The following is a 24,618-nucleotide window of genomic DNA, read 5'->3' on the forward strand; positions in this document are numbered from 1 at the left end:
GCGGACGTCGTCGCGTCGGCGGCGCGCGTCGCGGCTGCCGCGCTCGCCGCCGGCGGCTGATCGCTTCGCCATGCGCCGACTTCCGCCCTTGCACGCGCTGCAGATCTTCTCGACGGTGGCCCGCCATCGCAGCTTCACGCGCGCAGCCGAGCAGCTCTGCATCACGCAGGGCGCGGTCAGCCGGCAGATCCAGACGCTCGAGGCGCACTACGGATTCCCGCTGTTCAAGCGGCACGCGAAGGGATTGACGCTGACGGCCGAAGGCGAGCAACTGCTGCCGGTCGTCAACGAGAGTTTCGCGCGGATCGAGGACATCTCGCTGAAGCTCACGCGGCAGCGCACCGATCTCGCGCTGAAGGTGCCGACCTGCGTGATGCGCTGGATGCTGCCGCGCATCATGCGTTTCCAGGGCGAGCATCCCGATCTGCACGTGCAGATCACGACCGCCTGGCAGCATGACGTCGATTTCGCGAGCGAGCCGTTCGATGCGGCAATCGTCTACGGGAAGTCGCCGGGCGCCGGCGTAGCCGCGCTGCCGCTGTTCGACGAGCGGCTGACGCCCGTCTGCGCACCCGAGTTGCGGCAGACGTCGCCGCTGCACGCGGTCGACGACCTCGCGCGCCACACGCTGCTGCATCCGACGCGCGACCATCGCGACTGGCGCGCATGGCTCGATCATGCGGGCGCGCGCACGGTCGATCCCGAGCGCGGACCAAGCTTCGACACGCTCGATCTCGCGACGAACGCGGCGATGCAGGGTTTCGGCGTCGCGATCGGCGACGTGACGCTCGTCGACGACGATGTCAGCGCGCGACGCCTCGAACGGCCGTTCGATATCGTGCTCGAAACGGGCGCCCGCTATTTCTTCGTGTATCCCGAGAGCCTCGGCAACCAGCAGAAGATCCGCGCGTTCAGCGACTGGATCGCATCCCATCGCGACTGACGCGGCGGCGTGCGTACACGCCGCACGAATCGCACGAATGCGATGCGAACCGATGCCGGCGACTGCGTTATTGATAGGTGACGATTGCAATCATTGGTGAATGCGCGTTATTTGCGCGATTCGGTAAATCGATCGAATGCGACAATTGCGTAAATGTCGTCGTCCTGACGGTCTGTTGAGTGGCGGCATCGACGAATGCGATCTGGCCGGAAGCCGGGCGCGGACACTCGGGACGCACGCTCGCTCGAGCGGCATTGGCCGCGTCGACGGCGAACGAGCACGGCGGCTCGACGATCATGCCGATGAAGCGGATGGTGCCGGAAACCCCGTCGGCAAAGGACGGCGGCGACACCAGAAGCGAAGCAGCCAACAGGAACGAGGCGGCAGACAAGCGGTGCTTCATGACAGGCTCCAGGGTGGCAGCGCGTCGCAGCGAGGCCGCTCGAATGGCAGTCCGTCAACGCTGCGAAGCTACCTGCGTAAACGGCAAATGCATCCAACCTCTTGAATGAAAAATTCCAGATAATTGGCCTAAGCCAATAAGCTGCGTATTGCTCGATTCAATATATGCGGAATCTGCGCATTCGCAAGTCGGGGTAATACCGGACGCGATACGATCGGCAATGGCGGCGTGAATCACCGGACACGGCCCGAATGCAAAACGGCCGCTCGTTGTTGCGAGCGGCCGTTGTCGATTGCGATGAGGGCGACGCGCGATCAGCCGCCGGGCTTGTGCACTGCGGCGTCCGCGTCGAGCGCCGGATCGATGCGTCGATAGCCCTCGGTCGCGCGCAGCAGCGAACGCGTGTAGTCGCGCGTGACCTGCCCGGCGCGCACGTGCTCGACCGATAGCTGCTCGACGATCTCGCCGTGCTGCATCACCGCGACGCGCTGGCACAGGAAGCCGACCACCGCGAGGTTGTGGCTGACGAGGATCATCGTGAGGCGCCGCTCGCGGTGCAGGCGGCGCAGCAGGTTCAGGATCTCGGCCTGCACCGACACGTCGAGCGCGGACGTCGGCTCGTCGAGCAGCAGCACGCGCGGCTCGACGATCAGCGCGCGCGCGATCGCGACGCGCTGTCGCTGGCCGCCCGACAGCTGATGCGGGTAGCGGAACCGGAACGCAGGCCCGAGCCCGACTTCGGCGAGCGCACGCGCAATTCGCGCGTCGGCGTCGCCGATTCCGTGGATCGACAGCGGCTCGCGCAGCGTCTGGTCGATCGTAAAGCGCGGATGTAGCGATGCGTAAGGATCCTGGAACACCATCTGCACGTTGCGGCGAAACGCGCGGTCGAGCTTGCCGCCGATCGGCCGGCCATCGATCGACAGGCTGCCGCCCGCGACCGGCACGAGGCCCGTCAGCGCGCGCAGCAGTGTCGATTTGCCGGAGCCGGACTCGCCGACGAGGCCGAACACCTCGCCATCGCGCACCGCGAAGCTGGCGTCGCGCACCGCGTCGACATGGCCGGTACGGGTCGGGAAACGGATCGAGACGTGGTCGACGTCGATCATCGGGAAGCCTCAATGAGCCAGGCCGGATCGCGTTGCAGCACCGGCAGTTCGTCGGGCGGATTCGCGAGCGGCGGGTTCGCCGCGAGCAAGCCGCGCGTGTACGGATGCGTCGCGTGCCGCAGGTCGCGCGCCGCGCAGGTTTCGACGACGCGGCCCGCATACATCACCGCGACGCGATCGCAGAACGACATCACGAGCGGCAGGTCGTGGCTGATGAACATCAGGCCCGTGCCGTGCCGCGCGATCATCGCGTCCAGCACCGCGAGCACCTGCATCGACACCGCCACATCGAGCGCCGACGTCGGTTCGTCGGCGATCAGCAGGCGCGGGCCGGTCGACACCATCATCGCGATCATCACGCGCTGCCCCATGCCGCCCGACAACTCGTGCGGATACGCATCGGCGACGCGTGCGGGATCGCGGATCTGCACGGCCGCGAGCGCGTCGACGATCCGTTCGCGCAGCGCCTTCCCGCGCAGCCCCGGCTCATGCAGCCGGAACGCCTCGCCCATCTGCTTCGCGACCGTCATCACCGGGTTCAGCGAATATTTGGGATCCTGAAGGATCATTCCCATCTGGCTGCCGCACAGCTGCCGGCGTTCGCGCGCCGGCATCGCGAGCAGGTCGTGGCCCGCGAAGCGCAGCGTGCGCGCGGACCAGCGCGCGGCTTCGGGCAGCAGGCCGAGCAGCGCACGGCCCGTCAGCGATTTGCCGGAACCCGATTCGCCGACGATGCCGAGCCGTTCGCCGGGCGCGAGCGTCAGCGACAGGTCGCGCACCGCGTCGCTGACGCTGCCGTCGTGACCGCGAAAGCCGATCTTCAGGCCGTCGATTTCGCACAGCGGCGGCACATTCGGATGATTGGCGCTCATGTCACGCTCCATGTCGCGGATCGAAGACGTCGCGCAGCCCGTCGCCGAGCAGGTTGAACGCGAGGCTGACGAGCAGGATTGCCGCGCCGGGCAGCGTCGCGACCCACCACGCGTCGAGCAACACGTTGCGGCCCGACGCGACCATGAAGCCCCATTCCGGGCTCGGCGGCTGCGCGCCGAGGCCGAGGAAGCCGAGGCCCGCGACGGTCAGGATGATGCCGGCCATGTCGAGCGTCGCGCGCACGATCACCGACGACATGCACAGCGGCACGATATAGCGCAGCAGGATGCGCGCGCCGGACGCGCCCTGCAGCCGCGCCGCATGGATGTAGTCGGCCTGCGCGATGCGGATCGTCTCCGCGCGCGCGAGCCGCGCATACGCGGGCCACGCGGTGATCGAGATCGCGACGACCGCGTTGATCACGCCCGGCCCGAGCGCGGCCGCGAACGCGAGCGCGAGCACGATCTTCGGGAAGGCGAGCGCGACGTCGGTGACGCGCATCAGCACGCTGTCGACGAGCCCGCCGCAGTAGCCGGCCGTCGTGCCGATCGCGAGCCCGATCGGCACGACGATCGCGACGACGAGCAGCGCGATGCCGAGCGTCAGCCGGGAGCCGTCGATCAGCCGCGACAGGATGTCGCGGCCGAGCTGGTCGGTGCCGAGCCAGTGCGATGGCGAGCCGGGCGGCAGCAGCCGGTCCGCGAGCACCTGGCGCAGCGGGTCGTGCGGCATGATCAGCGGACTGGCGATCGCGACCGCGATCAGCGCGACGAGGATCGCGAGCCCGAACAGGTTGAGCGGATTCGTGGCGAAGCGGCGCCAGCGGCGGTACGCGAGGCCGCACGCGGCCTGCGCGCGCGACGCGGGCGCGTCGGACAGCAGCCACGCGCGCAGGGTCGGTTGCTCGGCATTCATGATCGGATGGCCTTGTGCATCGATGGGGAAGGAAAACGCAATGGTTCCATATGCAAACCGACCCTAGCGCGCACGCGGATCGAACACGCGATACAGCGCATCGGTCAGCAGGTTGACGGTGATGAACATCGCGCCGATCACGAGCGTCGCGCCGAGCACCGCGTTCATGTCGGCATTGAGCAGCGCGCCCGTCAGATACGAGCCGAGCCCCGGCCACGCGAACACGATCTCGGTCAGCACCGAGCCTTCGAGCAGGTTGCTGTAAGTGAGCGCGATCACGGTCAGCAGCGGCACCGCGATGTTGCCGAACGCGTGGCGCCAGATCACGCGCCGTTCGGAGAGCCCCTTCGCGCGCGCGGTGACGATGTATTCCTGGCTCAACTGGTCGAGCATGAACGAGCGCGTCATCCGGCTCAGGTACGCGACCGAGTAGTAGCCGAGAATCGCCGCGGGCAGCGCGATGTGCGACAGCGCATTGCGAAACACGTCCCATTCGCCGGCGAGTGCCGAATCGATCAGCAGGCTGCCGGTGCGCGGGTCGACCATCCCGTCGAATACCGGGTCGAGCCGGCCAGGCCCCGCGACCCAGTGCAGCCGCGCGTAGAACAGCAGGAGCCCCATCAGGCCGAGCCAGAACACCGGCACCGAGCTGCCGATCAGGCCCACGAAGCGCGCGACGTGATCGATCGGCCGGTTGTGCTTGACCGCAGCCACGACGCCGAGCGGCACGCCGATCGCGATGCCGATCAGCGTCGCGAGCGTCGCCAGCTCGAGCGTCGCCGGAAACACGCGCCTGATGTCGTCGAGCACCGGGTTCGACGTCAGCAGCGACATCCCCAGATTGCCGTGCAGCACGTCGCGCACGTAGATCAGGAATTGCGTCGCGAGCGGCTTGTCGAGCCCGAGCGCGATGCGCTCGGCCGCGTACGCGTCGGCCGACGCGCGATCGCCGAGGATCGCGAGCACGGGGTCGATCGGCACCTTGCGGCCGATCACGAACGTCAGCGCGAGCAGCCCCGCGAACGTGATCGCGAGCGTGAGCACCCAGCGCAGCACGCGCAGCGCCCGGCGCACGCCCGGGTGCCGCGCGGGCAGCGTGCGCAAGGTTTCGACGGAGGAGGCAGGAGTCGACATGCGGTGAATCTCATTGCTTGTTCAGGTTGCGGTACGACACGAGATCGTTGATCGGCCCGACTTCGAGCCCGCTCACGCCAGGCCGCGTCGCGACCTGCGCGACCTTCTCGAACATGATCACGAACGGCGCGCGCGCGAGCATCGCCTTCTGCATCGCCTGGTAGCGCTGCGCGCGTTTCGCGGCGGACGGCTCGGCGAGCGCCGCGTCGGTGTCCTTCGTGAGCTGCGGAATGTCCCAGCCGTTGCGCCAGGCCAGCATTTTATAGCTCGACTTGTCGCTGTTGTCCGGATTCCACGCAAAACCCTGCGCGTTGCTGTGCGGATCGATGTAGTCGGCCGACCATTCGCCGATGTAGATGTCGTGCTGGCGCGCGCGGTATTTCGCGAGCGTCTGCTTGTTGTCACCCGGGATCAGCTGCACCTTGATGCCGGCCTGCGCGAAGTTCGCCTGCACGGCCTGCGCGATTTCCGTGTATGGATAGTCGTTGCGCACGTCCATCGTCAGCGAGAACCCGTTCGGCACGCCGGCCTTCGCGAGCAGCGCCTTCGCCTTCGCGACGTCGAGCTTGTACGGGTTCGCATCGAGCGTGCCGAGGAAGCCGTCCGGCAGGAAGGTCTGGTGCACCTTGTAGGTCGTCTTCACGACGTGGCCCTGGATGCCCGCATAATCGACGAGGCATTTCAGCGCTTCCTGCACGTCCGGTTTCGCGAGCGTCGGGTTCTTCGTGTTCAGGCCGAGATACAGCAGCGTCGCCTGCGGCGACGGCGTCACTTTCGCGCGGCCGGATTTGACGACGGCCGCGAGATCGTCGGGGCTCAGGTCGCGGGCCGCGTCGACGTCGCCGTTCTCGAGCAACAGGCGCTGGCTGGCCGCCTCGGGCACGTGGCGCAGCACGATGCGCTTCATCGCGAGCGGCAGCCGGTAGCCTTCAAAGCGCTGCAGCACGATGCTGTCGCCGGCCGTCCACTTGACGAGCCGATACGCGCCGGAGCCCGCTTCGTTGGTCTTCAGCCAGCCGTTGCCGAAATCGTTGGCTTGCTGGTGCGACAGCAGCAGCTTCCTGTCGAGCACCGACGCGGGCCACGAGCCGAGCACGTTCAGCACGAAGGTCGGCGCGTATTTCTGGTCGGTCGTGACGGACACCGTCTGGTCGTCGAGCTTCTTCACGTTCGCGAGCACGTTCGCCTTCGTGAGGCCGATGCCTGTCAGCACCGCGGCCGGACCCTTGTCGAGCAGCACTGCGCGCTGGATCGACCATGCGACGTCGTCGGCCGTCAGCGGATTGCCCGAATGGAACTTGAGGCCGTCGCGCAGCCTGAACGTATAGGTCAGCCCGTCGGGGCTCACGGTCCACGACTGCGCGACGTCGCCGTTGAATTTCGATGGATCGCGCAGGTCGACGCGCACGAGGCGATCGTAGGTGTTCGCGACGTATTCCTCCGGCACCAGCTCGTAGATCTCGCCCGGATCGAGCGTCGTGAATTCGTCCAGCAGCGTGGCCATCACGAACATGTCCTTCGGCGTTTCCGCACGCGCGGCGAGCGGCGCGGCAGCGACGAAGGACGCGGCGGCCAGCGCCGCGACGAGCCGGGATGTCAGGGGTTTCATGTGCGCTCCATCGGTCGTTGAACGGGGAAGGGGACGTGCATCACATCAGGCGCCACGGGCCGCTGTCGGCGTTGTCGATCTGCGGCAGCACGCGCGAGCCAGGCAGTTCGTAGTGCCACCATTCGCTCGCGATGTGCGCGAACCCGGCCGCGTGCATCACGCCGAGCAGCAGCAGGCGGTTGCGCTGCGCGGCCTCGGGCAGCCCCGCACGGAAGTGGCCCGACGCGGCCACCATCTCGTCGAAGCCGGTGCCCATGTCGAGCGCATGGCCGTCCGGGCCGACGAGCGTGACGTCGAGCGCGGTGCCGCGGCTGTGGTTCGAGCCGCGGCCGAGATCGGCGACGAAGTCCGGATCGGGCAGGAAATCCCACAGCACCTGCTGCGCCTGCGGCGGGCGGTACGCGTCGTAGATCCGCAGCGTGAGGCCCGCCTGCGCGGCGACGTTGACCGCGCGGCGCAGCGCCGCTTCGGCCGGTTCGAGCAGCAGGCAATGCGCGCGCCGGTAGATCGGCTTGCCGGTCAGGTTGCGGTCAGTCGCGTAGACGAGATCGATCTCGACGCGATGCGTAGCGGGCGTGATTTCGACGAGGCGGGGTGCGTTCATCGGCATTCAGGGCTCGAATTGGTCGAACGCGCGCTGCAGTTCGCGGTTGCGCGCGACGCGCCGGTCGATCGCGGGGCCGAGGCGGTCGACGACGGCCGTGATCAGCAGGTTGAACAGGCAGGTCAGCGGCGCGAGCGAATCCCAGAACTGGCCGACATCGGTCTTCACCTGCAGCAGGTCGGCCGGCCACTCGCGCGCCCACGGGCAGTAGAGGTCGGTGACGAGCGCGAACGGCTGGCCGCGCTCGGCGGCGGCCTCGCAGTAGCGGCGCGCGACGCGCGAATACGCGCGGGTGTCGGTGACGACGCAGTACGGATGGGCGAATTCCGAGTTCAGCGAATCGACATACGAGCCCGACTGGCCGTCCGTGTAGAACACGCGCGGGCGCAGGTATTCGAGGTAGCTGCTGAATGCGTTGCTGATGCCGCGCGTCGACTGGATGCCGAGGATGAACACGGCGTCCGCATGCGCGATCCGGTCGGCGACCTGCGCGAACACCGGATCTTCGGCGAGCCGGTACACGTGACGGATGGCATCGAGCTCGCGTTCGAGCGACTGCGCGAGCGCGCCGTCGGCGCCGGCCGGTGGCGTGCCGGCGACGCGCCGGTATTCGTCGAGGCGGTCGGTGATCATCCACGGCCGGTCGCCGCCGCCGCGCAGTTCGCGTTTCAGGTCGTCGAGATTGCGGTAGCCGACGCTGCGCAGGAACCGCCCGACCGAGATGCCGCTCGTGCCGGCCTGTTGCGCGATCTGGTCGGCGGTCTCGAGGCCGAGCCGATCGAGATTCGCGAGCATGTAGCTCGCGATGCGCTTTGCGGTGGGCGTCAGGTCGGCGAAACGGGCTTCGACGGTTTGGACGAACGCGCAGGTCATCGATTGTTAGATCGTTGTCGCCGGTTGACGAGTTGTCATTCATCTAACAAAGCCAAAATAATTCGCGCCAGACGATAAAAACTATGACGCACGGATCGGCGATAGATGTTGACGGGTGCGTAGAGGGCGGGTGAAGCGTCAGAACATTACTGTCGGGAATATCACGCGTTTATTTGTTTGATGAATATTTTGTATTTATGCGTGACAGGAATATACTGCATTTATTATCCACAGGAATCCGCGCCGTGAACCTGATCGTCAACACCCCCGCCCAGCTTGGCGAGATCCTGTCGTCCGCGCGCCAGGCCAAGAGCATGACGCAGGCCGAGGCCGCCGCCCGCATCGGCATCGGCCAGCCGCGTCTGTCGCTGCTCGAAACCACCCGCACCGCCGGCCTGTCGCTGACCCAGCTCCTCGCGCTGACCGCGCTGTACGACCTCGAACTCAGCATCCGCACGAAGGGCGAGAGCGGTGCGGCCGACGCCGAGTGGTGAGCATGGGCCGCAAATCGCACGGCCGCGCACTGTCGATCTGGGCGAACGGCCTGAGGGTCGGCGTCTGGCGGATTCCCGCGCGCGGCGACATGGAGCTGCAGTACGACGCCGGCTGGAAGCAGTCGGCGGCGGGCCGGCCGTTGTCTCTGTCGCTGCCGTTCGGCATCGGCGACGCGCCGTTGCGCGGCGAGCGCGTGAACCACTATTTCGACAACCTGCTGCCGGACAGCGACGCGATCCGCCGGCGCCTCGCGACGCGCTTCGGCACCGCGACGCTCGAGCCGTTCGACCTGCTCGCCGCGCTCGGCCGCGATTGCGTCGGCGCGGTGCAATTGCTCGGCGAGGACGAGACGCCGGCCGGCTTCGACCGCATCGACGGCTCGCCGCTGTCGGACGACGACGTCGCGCGGCTGCTCGACCAGGCGAGCGGCGTGGCCGCCGGCGTGTGGGACGATGACGACGACTTCCGTCTGTCGCTCGCGGGCGCGCAGGAAAAAACCGCGCTGCTGTATCACGACGGGCGATGGATGCGTCCGCACGGCGCGACGCCGACCACGCATATCCTGAAGCTGCCGCTCGGCCTCGTCGGCAACAAGCGCGCGGATCTGACGACGTCGGTCGAGAACGAATGGCTGTGCCTCGCGATCCTGCGCGCGTTCGGGCTGCCGGTGCCGGATGCGGAGATCGTCAGGTTCGGCGCGCACAAGGTGCTGTCGGTCGCGCGCTTCGACCGCGCGCTGCATCGCGACGGCCGATGGCTGCTGCGCCTGCCGCAGGAGGATTTCTGCCAGGCGCTCGGCGTGCCGCCGCATCTGAAATACGAGTCGCACGGCGGCCCGGGCGTGCCGGACCTCGTCGGCATCCTGCGGCGCTCGGAGGCGCCGGCCGACGATCTCGACACGCTGTTCGCCGCGCTGGTCGTGTTCTGGATGCTCGCCGCGCCGGACGGCCACGCGAAGAATTTCAGCCTGCGGCTGTTGCCGGGCGGGCGCTTCAGGCTCACGCCGCTGTACGACGTAATGTCGATCTGGCCGGTCGAGGGTGACGGCGCGAACCAGTGGTCGTGGCACAAGGCGAAGCTCGCGATGGCGATGCACGGCAAGCGCAAGCACTACGCGATGCGGGACATCACGCGGCGCCATTTCAGCGCAATGGCCGAGCATTGCCTGCTCGGCGACATCGCGACGCCGATCGTCGAGCGGCTGATCGCGGCGACGCCGCGCGTGATCGACACGGTTGGCGCGGCGTTGCCGCAAGGGTTTCCTGCGAAGGTCGCCGACCGCATTTTCGAAGGGTTGCGGCGCGCGGCCGAGCGGCTGGACGCGATGCCGGCCATATGACGCGCGTGCAGGCCGGCCGGCCGCGCCGGCCGCGCCGCGCGCAGGCGGCCAGGGCAACACTTACTTCTTCAGCGTCCGATACGACACGAGATCGTTGATCGGGCCGATTTCCGGGCCCGTCACGCCCGGCCGCGTCGCGACCTGCACGACTTTCTCGAACATGATGATGAACGGCGAGTTCGCGAGCACGGCCTTCTGCAGCGCTTCATAGCGTTGCGCGCGCTTTGCCGGCGACGGCTCGACGAGCGCGGCCTCGGTGTCCTTCGTGAGCTGCGGGATGTCCCAGCTGTTGCGCCACGCGAGCATCTTGTCCTTCGACTGGTCCGAATTGTCCGGATTCCACGCGAAGCCACGCGCATTGCTGTTCGGGTCCATGTAGTCCGGCGACCACTCGCCGATGAAGATGTCGTGCTGGCGCGCGCGATATTTGCCGATCGCCTGCTTCGCGTCGCCCGGGATCAGCTTCACGCGGATGCCGCCCTGCGCGAAGTTTGCCTGCAGCGCCTGCGCGATCTCGAGGTACGGATAGTCGTTCGGCATGTCCATCGTCACGTCGAAGCCGTTCGGCAAACCGGCCTTCGCGAGCAGCGCCTTCGCCTTCGCGACGTCCTGCCTGTACGGGCGCGCGTTCGACGTACCGAGGAAGCCTTCCGGCAGGAACGTCTCGTGCACCTTGTAGGTCGTGCTGACGATGTTGCGCTGGATGCCGTCGTAGTCGACGAGCCACTTCATCGCCTGCTGAACCTCGGGCTTCGCGAGGTTCGGGTTCTTCGTGTTCAGGCTCAGGTACAGCAGCGCGGACACGGGCCACGCGGCGACCTTGATCTTGCCGGCCTTCGTCAGCGTGGCGAGGCTGTCGGGGCTCAGGTTGCGCGCGGCATCGGCGTCGCCGTTCTCGAGCAGCAGCCGCTGCGCGGAGGCTTCCGGCACGTGGCGCAGCACGACCCGCTGCATCGGGTACGGCGTGCGGTAAGCGTCGAAGCGCTGCAGCACGATGCTCTCGTTCGGGGTCCACTTGACGAGCTTGTACGGGCCCGAGCCCGCATCGTTGGATCTCAGCCACGCGCTGCCGAAGTCGTTGCCTTGCTGGTGCGACATCAGCAGCTTCCTGTCGAGCACCGAGGCGGGACATGCGCTCAGCACGTTGAGCACGAAGCTCGGCGCGTACTTGCGGTCGGTCTCGAGCACGACGGTCTGCGGATCGATCGCGCGGACCTTCTGCACGACGTTCGCCTTCGTGAGGCCGAGATCGCCAATGACGCCGGCCGGGCCCTTGTCGAGCAGGATCGTGCGCTGCAGTGACCACGCGACGTCGTCGGCGGTCACCGGATTGCCGGAATGGAACGTGAGCCCGGAGCGCAGCTTGAACGTGTAGCTGACGCCGTCGGCGCCGACACTCCACGACTGCGCGATCTGTCCGTCGAAGCGCGTCGGGTCCTTCAGGTCGACGCGTACGAGCCGTTCGTAGGTGTTGGCGACGTACTCGGACGGCACGAGCTCGTAGATCACGCTCGGGTCGAGGGTCGTGAATTCGCCGAGCTGCGTGGCGACGACGAAGATGCCGGGCGGCGTCGCGGCCTGGGCCGGCGAAATGGACAACGCGGACAACGCGGACAACGCGGACAACGCGGACAACGCGGACAACGCGGGTGTGAGCGCGGTGAGCGCGGCACTGACGAACAGCCTGGACAGCAGATGCTTCATGCGGGCTCCATCGGAAAGAGATCGTGGTGCGATTCTCTCATCGACGGGCGCCCGGATGAAAATAAGTCAGATCAAGCAGCGCGCGATCGCGAAGCGCATCGCTTCCTCGGGCGGCTCGCTGCCGGAGCCGCGCACGACCTTGACGACCGAACCGGCGCCGGACGGCGTGAGCGTGACGAAGTACGAGCGCGAGCCGACCGTAATGTCGGTCACGCCGTTGTGGTGCGACCGCTGCGTGTCCGACAGCCGGCTGTCGAGGCAGTTCGCGATCGCGTCGGCCGGGCGCTGCGACGATACGTAGATCATCGCGCCGTCGCCGCCGGATGCGGCAGTTTCGGACGACGGCGCGGTTCCGCAGGCGGCGAGAACGGCGGCGGGAAGGAGCAGCAGGAATCGTTTCATGGTGGGGTGGTCGTGTCTGTCGTGTCGAGGCGGGAACGCGGGTGCAGGTGAAACGCGGCTGGCGTCAGAGTATACCCGCAGGGTCCGACACGAATCGCATGCTGAAACGATTCGATACAACAAGCACCCGCTGCCGGCGGGGCGGCAGCGGGCGTTCGAAGTTCACCGAAGCGGAGCGCTTATTGGCCGATCTTGTTGCTGACCGCATTTTCCTGCTGGTTCAGCACGCGCTGTTCCGGCTTGGTGAGGTGGCTGTGGTTCTGCGCAGCCATGTCCCGCTCTTCCTGGCGGATTTTCCGGTCGTCGCGATGCAGGCGTGCAGCCTGTGCATGCGACATCTCGCCTTCCTTCACTTCGTGATGGATCCGGCGGTTCTGGTTCGCGAGGCGCTGGTTCACCTCTTCGCGGCGCGGATGCGCTTTCTGCCACGGCGTGTCGGCGAAGGCCGTGCCGGTCAGCACCGACATCAGCGTGGCGGCGATCGCGAGATTGCGGGTGAGGGCTCGCATGGTGTTTTCTCCTGTCGTTGCGCGGAGGAATTTCCGGCGCTTGCCCCAAGAACGCGTCGCGAATCGCCTGTGTTGACGGTCGGTTTGTATCGATTGTGAGGGTTTATTACGCGCGACCCGGTGACGTGCGGCTCGGCGCGCGTCAGGTGAGGCGGTAGTACTTGCCGGGCTTCACTTCGTCCGGCAGCGGCTCGCCGTTGAGTTCGAGCAGCGTGCGCTCGATCTGCCGCGTCATCGCATCGAGCGCGAGATGGTTCGGGCCGGTGCCGAACGGTTCGGCGATCGCATGCGCGATCGCGTCGAGCGCAATCAGCGTGTACGCGACGAACACGGTGACGAACGGCGTCGCCGCACCGATCGAATCGACGAGGCCGAACGGCAGCAGAATGCAGTACGCGTAGATCGTGCGATGCAACAGCACGTCGTACGAGAACGGGATCGGCGTCGACGCGATGCGCTCGCAGCCACTGACCATCGCAACGAGATCGTCGAGCCGCGCGTCGAGCATCCACAGGCGCGTGTCCGGGAGGCGGCCGGCGTCCGCGCGCGCGGCGAACGCGGTGCGCAGCAGGTGCACGATCGCGACCGGCCGGAACTTCAGCGGCGCGACATGCGCGTAGGTCTGTGCATCGAGCAGCGGACGCAGGTCGGCGTCGGGATCGGTGCCGCGCAACTGGTGCTTGAGCGCGTAGACGAACGCGATCACGGTGCGCACGAACGCGCGGCGCTCGTCGTCGGTGTCGAACACGCGGTACGCGAACGCCTGCGACGTCAGCGTGCGCGTAGCGGTCAGCACGCCGCCCCACAGCACGCGCCCTTCGCGATAGCGGTCGTAGCTCGCGTTGTTGCGAAACGCGGCGAAGATCGCCAGCGTGAGGCCGATCAGCGTGAACGGCGTCGGGTTCAGCGGCACCTTCTCGCCCATCACGCGCCCGCCGGTCCACAGTGCGACGATGCTGATCGCGAGTGTCAGCGCGAGCTGCGGCAGGATCGCCTGCAGCACCGAGCCGTTCCAGACGAACAGCATCCGCAGCCAGTGCTCGCGGGGGCGCACGATCATGACGACACTCCTTCAGGCCGCTTGCGACGCGGGCGCGGCGGCGCGGTGCAGCAGCACCGGCACCGACTTCGACGTCGGCGTGTTGCAGACGTCGCCGACGCTGTCGAGCGGCACGAGCGGGTTCGTCTCCGGATAATACGCGCCGATGCAGCCGCGCGGAATGTCGTACGCGACGAGCAGGAAGCCGTTCGCGCGCCGCTCGATGCCGTCGTGCCACACCGTTTCCATGTCGACCCAGTCGCCGGCCTTCAGCCCGAGCATCGCGAGATCGTCGGGGTTCACGAACACGACGCGGCGCTGGCCGAACACGCCGCGATAGCGGTCGTCGAGCCCGTAGACCGTCGTGTTGTACTGGTCATGCGAGCGGGTCGTCATCAGCGTCATCAGGCGTTCGCCGTGCAGCGCGCGGGCGCGCTGGATCGGCGTGTCGGACGGCAGCGCGTGCGCGATGAAGTTCGCCCTGGCCGTCGGCGTCAGCCATTCGCGGTCGCGCGACGCGACGCGCAGGTGGAAGCCGCCCGGCTTCGCGATGCGCGCGTTGTAGTCGTAGAAGCCGTCGAGGGTCGCTTCGATCGCGTCGCGAACCTTCGCGTAGTCGCTCTTGTAGCCGAGCCAGTCGATCTTGCCGCTGCCGAACAGCGCATGGCCGATGTGCGCGACGATCGCCGTCTCCGACATCAGGTTCGGCGACGCCGGCTTGTTCATCCCGTACGACACGTGGACCATGCTCATCGAATCCTCGACCGTCACGCCTTGCGGCACGTTGTCCTGCAGGTCGATCTCGGTGCGGCCGAGCGTCGGCAGGATCAGCGCGTGGCGGCCGTGGATCAGGTGGCTGCGGTTCAGCTTGGTCGTGATCTGCACGGTCAGGTCGCAGCGGCGCAGGCCTTCCCACGTGCGCGGCGTGTCGGGCGTCGCCATCGCGAAATTGCCGCCGAGACCGATGAACACCTTCAGGTGGCCTTCGAGCATTGCCTCGATCGTCTCGACGACGTCGTAGCCGTGCTCGCGCGGAGGCGCGAAATCGAACACCTTGCCGAGCCGGTCGAGGAACGCCTGCGCCGGCTTCTCCTCGATGCCGACCGTGCGGTTGCCCTGCACGTTCGAATGGCCGCGCACCGGGCACAGCCCCGCGCCGGGGCGGCCGATGTTGCCGCGCATCAGCATCAGGTTGGTCAGCATCTGCACGGTCGCGACCGAATGCTTGTGCTGCGTGAGGCCCATCCCCCAGGTCGCGATCACGCGTTCGCTGCGCGCGTAGAGCTGCGCGAGCCCGTCGATCTGCTCGTACGGCACGCCGCTTTCGGCGGTCAGCGCGGACCAGCTTTCGTTGCGCAGGTCGTCCGCGAACGCGTCGAAGCCGGCCGTGTGCTCGGCGATGAACGCGGTGTCGAGCACGCGCGCCGCGCCGTTGTTCCGCGCGTCGTCGTCGAGTTCGAGCACGCGCTTCGCGATGCCCTTGATCAGCGCGAAATCGCCGCCGATCGTCGGCTGGATGAACGTCGATGCGATGCTGGTGCCCGACATCGTCAGCATCTCGAGCGGGCTTTGCGGATCGGCGAAGCGTTGCAGCCCGCGCTCCTTCAGCGGGTTGATCGACACGATCGTCGCGCCGCGCTTCGCGCATTCGCGCAGCTCGCCGAGCATCCGCGGATGGTTCGTCGCCGGGTTCTGGCCGAAGATCAGCAGCGTGTCGGCCAGCTCGAAGTCGTCGAGCGTGACCGTGCCCTTGCCGACGCCGACCGACGGCGGCAGCCCGCGGCTCGTCGCCTCGTGGCACATGTTCGAGCAATCGGGGAAGTTGTTCGTGCCGTACACGCGCACCAGCAGCTGATACAGGAACGCCGCCTCGTTGCTCGCGCGGCCGGACGTGTAGAACGCGGCCTGGTTCGGGTCGGGCAGCGCGCGCAGATGGCTGGCGATCATCTCGAACGCGTCGTCCCATGCGACCGGTACGTAACGGTCGGTCTGCGCGTCGTAGATCATCGGGTCGGTGAGGCGCCCGTGCTGTTCGAGTTCGTAGTCGGACTGTTCGAGCAGTTCGGTGACCGTGTGCCCGGCGAAGAATTCGGGCGTCACGCGCTTGCTGGTCGCTTCGGCCGCGACGGCCTTCACGCCGTTCTCGCAGAACTCGAACGTCGACGCGTGCTTGCGGTCCGGCCACGCGCAGCCGGGGCAATCGAAGCCGTCCGGCTGGTTCTGGCGGAGCAGCGTCCGGTAGTTGCCGCCGGTGACCTTTTCCTTGATCAGGTTGATCGTGACGGCTTTCAGCGCCCCCCAGCCAGCGGCCGGGTGGGTATAAGGCTCGATGCGCGCGGTGGTGGATGTCTTTTTCATGATGCTGTCGTCGGGGTCGATGTGTGGAGCGTACGCGGGACCCGGCGTCGCCTGTGTGTACACCCGTTCACTTCAAAAAAGAGTACAGTTGCGCCAATCTGCCGCAGTGCAGAACGGAACTGTGCTGTTGAATGGTTTTTGAAAGGTGAGGCGGTGAAGCGCTACGAGAAACTGGCCGACGATCTGCAGTTGCAGATCGAGCGCGGCATGTACCGGCCGGGCGAACGGATTCCGTCGGTGCGGCAGGCGAGCCGGCTGCATCGGCTCAGCATTACGACCGTGCTGCGCGCGTACCTGGTGCTGGAAAGCCGTGGCGAGATCGAAAGCCGGCCGCAGTCCGGCTATTTCGTGCGGGCGCGCATGGAGCCGGCGGGTGAGCCCGAGCTGCATGCGTCGGCGCCGGTCGCGACGTCGTCGACCGTCGACGTGAGCCGGCTCGTGCTGTCGACGTTGCGCTCGATTGCGCGCGACGATGCGGTGCCGCTCGGGTCGCCGTATCCGGACGCAACGCAGTTCCCGGTGCAGCGGCTCGCGCGGCATGCGCAGTCGATTGCGCGGCGGCGCACGCGCTGGGGCGTGATCGACGACCTGCCGCCCGGGAACCAGGAGCTGATCCGGCAGATCGCGCGGCGCTACCTCGAAAGCGGCATCGCGGTCGAGCCGGACGAGATCATCGTGACGATCGGCGCGACGGAAGCGATCAACCTGTGCCTGCAGGCCGTCGCGCGGCCCGGCGATACGATCGCCGTCGAGTCGCCGACGTTCTACGCGATGCTGCACGCGATCGAGCGGATGGGGATGCGCGCGCTCGAGGTCGCGACGCATCCGGCCGACGGGATCGATCTCGCGGCGCTCGAGCGGATTCTCGAACGCGAGCGGATCGCCGCATGCATGGTGATGCCGAATTTCCAGAACCCGCTCGGCTTCCAGATGCCCGATGCGCGCAAGCGCGCGCTCGTCGAGCTGCTCGCGAAGCACGGCGTGCCGGCGATCGAGAGCGACGTCTATCACGAACTGTATTACGGCGATGCGCGGCCGAGCGCACTGAAGACGTTCGACCGCGACGGGCTCGTGCTGCACTGTGCGTCGTTTTCGAAGAGCCTGTCGCCCGGCTACCGGATCGGCTGGGCGATGCCTGGCCGATTTCGCGATCAGGTCGAGAAGCTGAAGTTCCTGAACACGCTCGCGACGCCCGTGACCGAACAGCTCGCGATCGCGGAATACCTGAAGCACGACGGCTACGACCAGCATCTCAGGCGGATCCGCAAATGCTTCGCGCAGCAGGCGAACCTGATGAGCGCGATGGTGCGGCGGTTCTTTCCGGACGGCACGCGGCTGTCGCAGCCGCAGGGCGGCTACGTGCTGTGGGTCGAGCTGCCGCCGCAGGTCGATGCGATGCGCCTGTACCAGATGGCGCTCGCGCAGCGGATCACCGTCGGGCCGGGCCACATGTTCTCGGCCACGACGGATTACCGGCATTTCATCCGGCTCAATTACAGCTATCCGTGGTCGGGGCAGATCGAGGCGGCGTTGAAGACGCTGGGGCGGCTGGCCGCCGAGTGCGCGACGGGGTGAGCGCGGCGGGCGAAGCCGTTCCGCAGGTGATGCGCCAGTTCGGTCGCCGCCGGCGAACCCTGGCCGCGCGGCAGATGCAGGTTGATCGCGAACGCGGGCAATTCGGGCAGGCCGCTGTCGGCCGGCAGGATGTCGAGGTCGGCGGGCACGGTGGACGCGAGCCAGACGGTCACCGCGAGGTCCGATCGCACCGTCGCGGCCGTCGCATCGACGCTGCCGTTTTCGAACACGGTGCGCCAAGCGAGATCGCGGTCGCGCAGCGCATCGAGCACGACCGGGCGGAATGCGCAGGTTTCCGCAACCATCGACACGGGCAGCGGCACCTTTCGATACGCGGCCCCGCCTTTCGCGCCGACCCACACCAGCCGATCGACGGCAATGCATTCGCCGCGCGACGAACCGACCGGCTCCTCGACCAGCGCGACATCGATTTCCCCTTTCGTCAGCGCGCGCAACAAGTCTGGCGACGCCGCGCACACGAGCGCCAGCGCAACCTGCGGCCGGGCCTGTGCAAAGCCTTTCAGGATCGGCCCAAGGCAGCTTCCGACGAGGTCTTGCGGCGCGCCGATCCGGACCGTGCCGTCCATCGCGTCCGCTGTCATGTCCGTCCACAGCGCGTCGTGCAGCGCGAGCAGGCGGCGCGCCTGCCCGAGCAGACGCTCGCCGGCCGCGGTGAGGTGCAGGTTGCGATGTTCACGGAACAGCAGTGGCCCCGACAGCGCCTCGAGCCGCGCGACCTGCTGGCTGACCGCGCCCTGGGTCAGATGCAGCGCATGCGCGGCGGCGGTCATGCTGCCGTGATCGGCGACGGTGACGAACGCGCGGAGCAGGGCGATGTCGAGATTGCGTGGCATTCACGCATTATGAACGCTAATGGATCGAATAAGGAATTTTCGCTTTTGTAATGCGTGATGCGCGGGTAAAAACGGAGCTTCATCGACGACTGCCGGGAGGCACTGTGCCGTTTCGCGAATATCTGCCATTGATTCTGTTCGTGATCGTCGCCACCGGCACGCCGGGCGGCGCGACCACGCTGGCGACCGCGTCGGGCGCGCATTTCGGGTTTCGGCGATCGCTTCCCTACATGACCGGTATCGCTGCCGGACTCGCGTCGATGGCCGCGGCCGCGGCGGCCGGGCTCGGCAGCGTTGTGGCCGAGTGGCCGACGCTGCAGTTCGCGTTGAAGGCGTTCGGCTCGCTGTATCTGCTGTGGCTGGCCGCGCGCATCGGGCGCAGCGGCCCACCCCATCTCGATGCGCAGCTGCGCAAGCCGCAGGGGTTCGTGAGCGGCGTCTGGATGCTGTGGCACAACCCGAAGGGATGGGCGATGACCCTCGGCGCCGCCGCGTCGTTTGCGGCGCTCGCATCCGGGCCGCTGCGACTCGGCACGTTGCTCGGCGTCGCGTTCGGCGTGGCCGCGATGGTGTCACTGTCGCTGTGGTGCGCGGCCGGTCTGGTGTTCGCGCGGCTGCTGCGCACCGATGCGCAGTGGCGCTGGCTGAATGCCGGGCTGGGCCTGCTGCTCGTGTTGTCGATCGCGCCGATGTGGCTGCCGTAGCAACGCGGTCGCGGTCGAGAGTCAGGACGTTTCGCGCGAATCCGCCGACGATTGCGCGGTATCCCGCTGGCCGGCTTGCGCGGTATCCCGCTGTCCGGCCGCCTCGGACCACAGTGGCAGCCGAAGCGCCATCACGAAGGTCAGCGCGTGCAACACGCACAGCAGCAGGAACGTCCACGCATACGCGTTCGTCGCGCTTGCGGCGACGTGCGGCGATTGCATCTGCCATGCGAGGAACAGTGTGCACAGCGTGGTGAACGTCGGCCCGCCGAGACGCTGGATGATGTTGAGCGATGTCGTCGCCATCGGCAGATTGCGCCGGTCGACCGACGCATACGCGGCGGAAATCGACGGCGTGCCGACCGCGCTCTGTCCCATTCCGCGCAGGAACAGCGCGGGAATCAGCACGGCCAGGTCGAGCCCGTGCGTCGCCAGAAACACGAACGGCAGCGTCGCGGCGAGCGCCAGTGCGGCACCGGCGGCGGACACCCGCCGCACGCCGAACCGGCTCGTCAGTGCGCCCATCGACGGATACGTGACCAGCATGCCGAGGCCGAGCGGCGCGAGCAGCCAGCCCATTTCGCCGGGCGACCGGCCGCATGCGTCGATCAGGAAGACGGGAATCAGCATCTGGCCGGCATACAGCGCGCCGTTCGACAGGAACTGCGTGCTCGCGGCTGCGCTGAACACCTTGCCGCGCAACAGCTGCAGGTCGATCAGCGCGTGCGCGCCCATGCGCCGCTCGATGCGGACGAACGCCGCGAGCAGCAGCGCGGACGCGGCAAGCACGGCGATGCCGAGCGGGCGGCCGATCCGCTCCGCGCCATACAGGAACAGCACGAGGCCTGGCGACAGCAGCGCGAGGCCGATCCAGTCCAGCGCGCGCGGCTGCGTTTCCTCGCGATCATTCGGCAGGAAGCGCGCGGCGAGCGCGATCGCCAGCACGCCGACCGGCAGGTTGACGAGGAAGAGCCAGCGCCACGACGCATGCTGCAGAATCGCGCCGGCGGCAACCGGCCCGAGGATCGGCGCGATCAGCACCGGCACCGCTGCATAGCCGATCACGCGCGCCATCTGCTTGCCGGCAACCCGCGCGATCATCATCTGCGCCATGGGCGCGAGCAGGCCGCCGCTCACGCCTTGCAGCACGCGAAACGCGATCAGCGACGGCGCCGACCACGCGAGCCCGCACAGCGCGGACGACAGCGTGAACGCCGAGAAGCACCACAGATAGAGTGCCTTGGCGCCGATGCGGTCGACCAGCCAGCCGTTCAGCGGCAGGACCAGCGTGAGTGCGAGCAGGTAGCCGCTCGTCACCCACTGGATCGTCGACAGGCTCGCGTGCAGGTCGGTCGCGAGGCTGGATAGCGACACGTTGACGATCGTCGCGTCGAGTTGCGACAGCAGTGAACCCAGCACGGCGACCGCGCTGACTTTCCAGATCGACGGATCGAGCCGGTCGGCGGCACTTGCGGGCCTGTCGTTCACGTTGGCATCGCGATCATGCATCGGGCGCGTGGAGCGTGTGGGGAGTGTGGGGCGTGTCGAGTGCTTCGAGCAGCGCGACGATGTCCTGCGTGGAACCCGTTTCGCCGAGCCGCGGGAAGATCCGGGCGACGCTGTTCGCGTGCGCGTCGGCGTTCAGGTCGGTCATCGCATCGACGGCGAGCGTCACGTTGTAGCCGAGTTCGTGGGCCTGGCGTGCGGTGGATTCGACGCCGATGCTCGTCGCGATGCCCGCCAGCACGATCTGCGTGACGCCGGCGGCCTTCAGGTGCGCGTCGAGACCGGTGCCGGTGAACGCGCCCCACGTCCGCTTCGTCACGACATGGTCGTGTGGCTGGCGGTTCAGTTCAGGCACGAGGTCGGTCCAGTCCGCGGGCAACGGGCCCTTGAGGCCCGCCTGTTCGGTCCTGCCCGGCGCGCCGCCGGCGACGTTGACGAGCACGACCGGCAGGCCGCGCCGGCGAAACGCGTCGGCCAGTGCGGCCGCGTGCCGGATCACGTCGGCGGCCGGATGGGCGGTGGGCAGTGCGGTGATGCCTTTCTGCAGATCGATGACGATCAGCGCGGGAGTCGGGTCGATGCAGGTTGCGCTCATGGATGGGGCTCCGAGTGGGTGAGGTGGCCTCCGGAACGCCCATGGATTCGCGGGGTTCCGGAGACAGGGTTCACGAGTCGCCGAGCCGCCTGATCAGCGGAATCGCGGCGACGAGCGTTCGGGTTTCGTCCGGATCGAGTTTCTCGAGGGCGGCGACGAGCCATGCGCGCTTCGCGACCGTGCGCTTGCGCCGTTCCTCGATGCCCGCTTCGGTCAGCAGGAACAGGATCTGCCGGCCGTCGGTCGGGTGCGCGCGGCGCTCGACGAGGCGTTCTTCCTCGAGGCTCGCGAGGATCGCCTTCATCGACTGCGGCTTCATCGATTCCGCGCGGGCGAGATCGGCGGTCGTCATCGGCCCGTTCTGTTCGAGCCGCGCGAGCGCGCTCATCTGCGACAGGTTGAGTCCGCTCGAATCGACTTCGGAGCGGAGTCGTCGGATGAGCTGGCCGACGGCAAGCGTCAGGTCGGCGACGACGGTTTCGACGGGGAGATCGGTTTTGCGCGATGAGTTCATGGAGCGGATCATAGAAGAAGACAGTTTAACTTGCAAGTTAAACTGTCAATTTGGATCGGACGAGAGGGCTGATGCCCCCGGTCCGGGGGCGTGCGGACGCGAGACGGTGAGTTACTTCAACGAGCAGGTGAGCCAGCGGTGGATCGTGAGCGCATCGCTCGTCACGCCGGCGCGCGTCGGCGAGCCGAGCAGCACGACGGTTTCCGGCCGGCTGTGTACGTGCATGCGCATCACGACGCCGTACCCGGATTCGTTGATGAAGCCCGTTTTCTGCAGCCGGATCGGCAGGCGGCCGGATCGGACGAGCGGGTCGGAGTTGACGTAGAACAGTTCGTCGTCGCCGGGGCGAACGGTCTTCGACTTGTCCGTCGAGAAGCGCCGGATCAGCGGATCCTGCGCGGCGGCGTCGACGAGCCGCGCGAGTTCCTCGGCCGTCGACACGTTGTGCGGCGACAGCCCGGTCGGCTCCCGGAAACGCGTGTGGCGCATGCCGAGCCGTTTCGCCTCGCGATTCATCGCGGCGACGAACGCGGGGCGTCCGCCCGGATAGTCGCGGCTCAGCGCGGCCGCCGCACGGTTCTCCGACGACATCAGCGCAATGTGATACATGTCGCGCCGCGACAGCGTCGAGCCGACCGCCAGCCGCGAACCCGTGAACTTGATCGCGTCGCGATCGTGTGCGCTCACGCGCAGCATGCCGTTCAGCGGGCGGTCCGCGTTGCGCGCGACGACGGCCGTCATCAGCTTCGAGATCGATGCGATCGGCCGCACCGTGCGCGCATTGCGCGCGACGAGCGGTGTGCGCGTGTCGACGTCGAGCACATAGGCGGCGCGCGAATGGAGCGAATTCACCGCGCGCGTGCTGTAGCCGCAGCTTGCGAGCAGACGCGGCTTTGCGGGGGCCGTGCGGGGGCGGACGGCCGATGCCTGTTTCTTGCCGCGGGACGGCTGCGCGGACGCGTGCTTGTGTGGGGTTGCGCGATGCCGTGCGCGTTTCCGTGTGTCAGGGCGGCGATGCTTGGTGGCCTTGTGGCGTACTGACGGTTTCTTGACCGACGTCGCATGTCCGTGCGCGACACGCTGGGTTGCGCGGTGGGCGGACGCGTTCGTCACGAACGCACACAGGATGATCGAGATGGCGATGAGCCAGTACGTCCGGGCGCGGGGCAGGCGCGCGATGATGCCAGTCAAGCAGCAATCTCCTTGTGTCACGCGGGTTGTGGCGGCGCGCAGCGCGCGAGCGCGGCGAGGGCGGCGGTGGCGCGGGAAATTATACGAGCGAACGCAAACGGGATGCGCCACGGCACGCGCGCGCCGGCGCGCTCAGCGCGGCCAATGCCGGCGCGACACGACGGCGAAGCTGATCGCGATCGAGCCGGTCGTCGCGCGACGTTCGGTGTCGGATATCGCATCGGCGAAGCGCGGGCGGCGGCGCGCGTTGCGTGGGGCCGGCGCGGCTGCGGCGGCCGGATCCGGTTCGCTGTCGCCGGCCGGAGCCCTGTCAACAGCAGGTTCGAGCGCCACGCAGCGCGCCGGATTCATCGGGTGACGGAAAGGCATGACGGAGGGTTCCGGAATGAACATGACCGTATTGAACCGCTCGGCATTCGATCCGTAAAATGAATGTTTTGATCGATACGATTCCTGTCCGGAATGGAACTGAAACTGCTGAGAACGTTTCTGACCGTCACCGAGTGGCGTCATTTCAGCCGCGCGGCGGAGATGCTGCACATGAGCCAGCCGGCGCTCAGCAAGCAGATCGGCGCGCTGGAGGCGAGCCTGGGCGGCAAGCTGTTCGAGCGCGGGCGGCATGGCGCCGAGCTGACGCCGTTCGGCGAACGGTTCCTGCCCGATGCGCAGGCGCTCGTGCGCGATGCCGATGACATCGTGCGGCGCGCGCGCGAGGCGAGCAGCGGCCAGCGCGGGCATCTGCGCGTCGGCATCTGCCTGTCCGTGCTGACGATCGTGCCACGGCTCATCGCCGAATTCCGCCGTCAGCATCCGGATGTGGCCGTCACGCTGAGCGACCTGTCGTCGTCGGAACAGACGCGCCGCTTGCTCGCAGGCAAGCTGGAGGTCGGCTTCCTGCGCCTGCCGGCCGAGGAGGGTCTGTCGTCGTTCCGGATGGTCGACGAGGGGCTCGCGCTGGCATTGCCGCCACACCTTGGATATACGCGCGTTCCCGCCGATCTGGAGGTGCTCAACGAGATCGGCTTCATTGCGCTGCAACGTGCGCGGGGCGCCGGGCTCGCCGCGCAGATCGACCGCTGGTGCATCGAGCGCCGCTTCGTGCCGAACGTCACGCAGCAGGCAGAGGATGTCCAGTCGGTGCTCACGTCGGTCGCGGCGGGCGTCGGCGTTGCATTCATCCCGTCGCGTGCGCAGCATCTGCTGCGTGACGCAACGGTGCTGCCGCTACCCGGCAAGGATGCAAAGTGGCGCGTGGGGCTTGCCTGGCCGTCCGCGCGGAAGGACCCTGTTACCGCGCGTTTTGTCGCGCATGTGCGGGCTGCGATGAAGGTGACTTGAGCGACGCGCGTGTGCTGCCGCACCGCGCGTCA

At 67.6% G+C, this 24,618-nt stretch carries 25 protein-coding genes; 6 read left to right on the top strand and 19 right to left on the bottom strand.

Annotated features, from left to right (window positions below; genetic code table 11):
- Positions 1-70: 70 nt before the first annotated feature.
- Positions 71-943: a LysR substrate-binding domain-containing protein gene (locus tag G3N94_RS08960; RefSeq protein ID WP_205792091.1), complete on the top strand. Its 873-nt coding sequence runs from the start codon at positions 71-73 to the stop codon at positions 941-943.
- A 67-nt stretch (positions 944-1,010) separates the two neighbouring features.
- Here the strand turns inward: G3N94_RS08960 and G3N94_RS08965 are convergent, their stop codons facing one another.
- The 8 genes from G3N94_RS08965 to G3N94_RS09000 all read right to left on the bottom strand — a co-directional run bounded on the left by G3N94_RS08965 (position 1,011) and on the right by G3N94_RS09000 (position 8,463).
- Positions 1,011-1,346, bottom strand: coding sequence for a type 1 fimbrial protein (locus tag G3N94_RS08965; protein WP_205792026.1), 336 nt, complete (start codon positions 1,344-1,346; stop codon positions 1,011-1,013).
- Positions 1,347-1,660: 314 nt separating this feature from the next.
- Positions 1,661-2,455, bottom strand: coding sequence for an ABC transporter ATP-binding protein (locus G3N94_RS08970; RefSeq protein ID WP_205792027.1), 795 nt, complete (start codon positions 2,453-2,455; stop codon positions 1,661-1,663).
- Positions 2,452-3,327 carry an ABC transporter ATP-binding protein gene (locus tag G3N94_RS08975; protein ID WP_205792028.1) on the bottom strand — a complete coding sequence of 292 codons (876 nt, stop codon included), beginning with the start codon at positions 3,325-3,327 and terminating at the stop codon, positions 2,452-2,454. The genes G3N94_RS08970 and G3N94_RS08975 overlap by 4 nt, the downstream gene beginning before the upstream one ends.
- 1 nt (position 3,328) lies before the next feature.
- The gene (nikC, locus tag G3N94_RS08980; protein WP_205792029.1) at positions 3,329-4,243 is read right to left on the bottom strand and encodes a nickel transporter permease; all 915 of its coding nucleotides are present in this window, start codon (positions 4,241-4,243) and stop codon (positions 3,329-3,331) included.
- 63 nt (positions 4,244-4,306) lie between these two features.
- On the bottom strand, positions 4,307-5,377 hold the full coding sequence (locus tag G3N94_RS08985; protein WP_205792030.1) for an ABC transporter permease: 1,071 nt from the start codon (positions 5,375-5,377) through the stop codon (positions 4,307-4,309).
- Positions 5,378-5,387: 10 nt separating this feature from the next.
- Positions 5,388-6,986: an ABC transporter substrate-binding protein gene (locus tag G3N94_RS08990; RefSeq protein WP_205792031.1), complete on the bottom strand. Its 1,599-nt coding sequence runs from the start codon at positions 6,984-6,986 to the stop codon at positions 5,388-5,390.
- A 40-nt stretch (positions 6,987-7,026) separates the two neighbouring features.
- Complete coding sequence (gene ddpX / locus G3N94_RS08995; protein ID WP_205792032.1) at positions 7,027-7,596, bottom strand: D-alanyl-D-alanine dipeptidase; 570 nt, start codon at positions 7,594-7,596, stop codon at positions 7,027-7,029.
- Complete coding sequence (locus G3N94_RS09000; protein WP_205792033.1) at positions 7,597-8,463, bottom strand: MurR/RpiR family transcriptional regulator; 867 nt, start codon at positions 8,461-8,463, stop codon at positions 7,597-7,599.
- Between the two features lie 245 nt (positions 8,464-8,708).
- Between G3N94_RS09000 and G3N94_RS09005 the strand changes: the two genes are divergently transcribed.
- Together G3N94_RS09005 and G3N94_RS09010 are read left to right on the top strand one after the other, a co-directional pair.
- Positions 8,709-8,957 carry an XRE family transcriptional regulator gene (locus tag G3N94_RS09005; RefSeq protein WP_205792034.1) on the top strand — a complete coding sequence of 83 codons (249 nt, stop codon included), beginning with the start codon at positions 8,709-8,711 and terminating at the stop codon, positions 8,955-8,957.
- 2 nt (positions 8,958-8,959) lie between these two features.
- The gene (locus G3N94_RS09010) at positions 8,960-10,297 is read left to right on the top strand and encodes a type II toxin-antitoxin system HipA family toxin (protein ID WP_205792035.1); all 1,338 of its coding nucleotides are present in this window, start codon (positions 8,960-8,962) and stop codon (positions 10,295-10,297) included.
- Positions 10,298-10,357: 60 nt separating this feature from the next.
- On the opposite strand, the gene G3N94_RS09015 is transcribed toward G3N94_RS09010, so the two are convergent.
- The 5 genes from G3N94_RS09015 to G3N94_RS09035 form a co-directional block, all read right to left on the bottom strand.
- Complete coding sequence (locus tag G3N94_RS09015) at positions 10,358-12,001, bottom strand: ABC transporter substrate-binding protein (RefSeq protein WP_205792036.1); 1,644 nt, start codon at positions 11,999-12,001, stop codon at positions 10,358-10,360.
- A gap of 66 nt (positions 12,002-12,067) precedes the next feature.
- Entirely contained in the window at positions 12,068-12,403 is a 336-nt protein-coding gene (locus G3N94_RS09020) for a sugar ABC transporter ATPase (protein ID WP_205792037.1), read from the bottom strand.
- Positions 12,404-12,582: 179 nt separating this feature from the next.
- Positions 12,583-12,912, bottom strand: coding sequence for a hypothetical protein (locus tag G3N94_RS09025; protein WP_205792038.1), 330 nt, complete (start codon positions 12,910-12,912; stop codon positions 12,583-12,585).
- Between the two features lie 142 nt (positions 12,913-13,054).
- Positions 13,055-13,972 carry a bestrophin family ion channel gene (locus tag G3N94_RS09030; protein ID WP_205792039.1) on the bottom strand — a complete coding sequence of 306 codons (918 nt, stop codon included), beginning with the start codon at positions 13,970-13,972 and terminating at the stop codon, positions 13,055-13,057.
- Between the two features lie 12 nt (positions 13,973-13,984).
- Positions 13,985-16,309, bottom strand: coding sequence for an FdhF/YdeP family oxidoreductase (locus tag G3N94_RS09035; RefSeq protein ID WP_205792040.1), 2,325 nt, complete (start codon positions 16,307-16,309; stop codon positions 13,985-13,987).
- 153 nt (positions 16,310-16,462) lie between these two features.
- On the opposite strand from G3N94_RS09035, the gene G3N94_RS09040 reads away from it, so the two are divergent.
- Positions 16,463-17,884, top strand: coding sequence for a PLP-dependent aminotransferase family protein (locus G3N94_RS09040; RefSeq protein WP_205792041.1), 1,422 nt, complete (start codon positions 16,463-16,465; stop codon positions 17,882-17,884).
- Here the strand turns inward: G3N94_RS09040 and G3N94_RS09045 are convergent.
- Complete coding sequence (locus tag G3N94_RS09045; RefSeq protein WP_205792042.1) at positions 17,809-18,738, bottom strand: LysR substrate-binding domain-containing protein; 930 nt, start codon at positions 18,736-18,738, stop codon at positions 17,809-17,811. The two genes, G3N94_RS09040 and G3N94_RS09045, sit on opposite strands and share 76 nt — an antisense overlap.
- 50 nt (positions 18,739-18,788) lie before the next feature.
- On the opposite strand from G3N94_RS09045, the gene G3N94_RS09050 reads away from it, so the two are divergent.
- A complete protein-coding gene (locus G3N94_RS09050; protein ID WP_205792043.1) occupies positions 18,789-19,442 on the top strand; it encodes a LysE family transporter in 654 nt (217 codons plus the stop codon).
- A gap of 21 nt (positions 19,443-19,463) precedes the next feature.
- On the opposite strand, the gene G3N94_RS09055 is transcribed toward G3N94_RS09050, so the two are convergent.
- The 5 genes from G3N94_RS09055 to G3N94_RS42300 all read right to left on the bottom strand — a co-directional run bounded on the left by G3N94_RS09055 (position 19,464) and on the right by G3N94_RS42300 (position 23,761).
- Positions 19,464-20,930 carry a DHA2 family efflux MFS transporter permease subunit gene (locus G3N94_RS09055; protein WP_346778675.1) on the bottom strand — a complete coding sequence of 489 codons (1,467 nt, stop codon included), beginning with the start codon at positions 20,928-20,930 and terminating at the stop codon, positions 19,464-19,466.
- A gap of 13 nt (positions 20,931-20,943) precedes the next feature.
- Positions 20,944-21,543: an isochorismatase family protein gene (locus G3N94_RS09060; protein WP_205792045.1), complete on the bottom strand. Its 600-nt coding sequence runs from the start codon at positions 21,541-21,543 to the stop codon at positions 20,944-20,946.
- Between the two features lie 70 nt (positions 21,544-21,613).
- Complete coding sequence (locus tag G3N94_RS09065) at positions 21,614-22,057, bottom strand: MarR family transcriptional regulator (RefSeq protein ID WP_205792046.1); 444 nt, start codon at positions 22,055-22,057, stop codon at positions 21,614-21,616.
- 111 nt (positions 22,058-22,168) lie between these two features.
- On the bottom strand, positions 22,169-23,248 hold the full coding sequence (locus tag G3N94_RS09070; protein WP_205792047.1) for a serine hydrolase: 1,080 nt from the start codon (positions 23,246-23,248) through the stop codon (positions 22,169-22,171).
- Positions 23,249-23,380: 132 nt separating this feature from the next.
- Positions 23,381-23,761 carry a hypothetical protein gene (locus tag G3N94_RS42300; protein WP_241021708.1) on the bottom strand — a complete coding sequence of 127 codons (381 nt, stop codon included), beginning with the start codon at positions 23,759-23,761 and terminating at the stop codon, positions 23,381-23,383.
- Between G3N94_RS42300 and G3N94_RS09080 the strand changes: the two genes are divergently transcribed.
- Complete coding sequence (locus tag G3N94_RS09080; RefSeq protein WP_205792048.1) at positions 23,711-24,586, top strand: LysR substrate-binding domain-containing protein; 876 nt, start codon at positions 23,711-23,713, stop codon at positions 24,584-24,586. The genes G3N94_RS42300 and G3N94_RS09080 overlap by 51 nt on opposite strands.
- Positions 24,587-24,618 lie beyond the last annotated feature (32 nt).

Source organism: Burkholderia sp. Ac-20353, from assembly GCF_017104785.1.
Classification (GTDB): domain Bacteria; phylum Pseudomonadota; class Gammaproteobacteria; order Burkholderiales; family Burkholderiaceae; genus Burkholderia.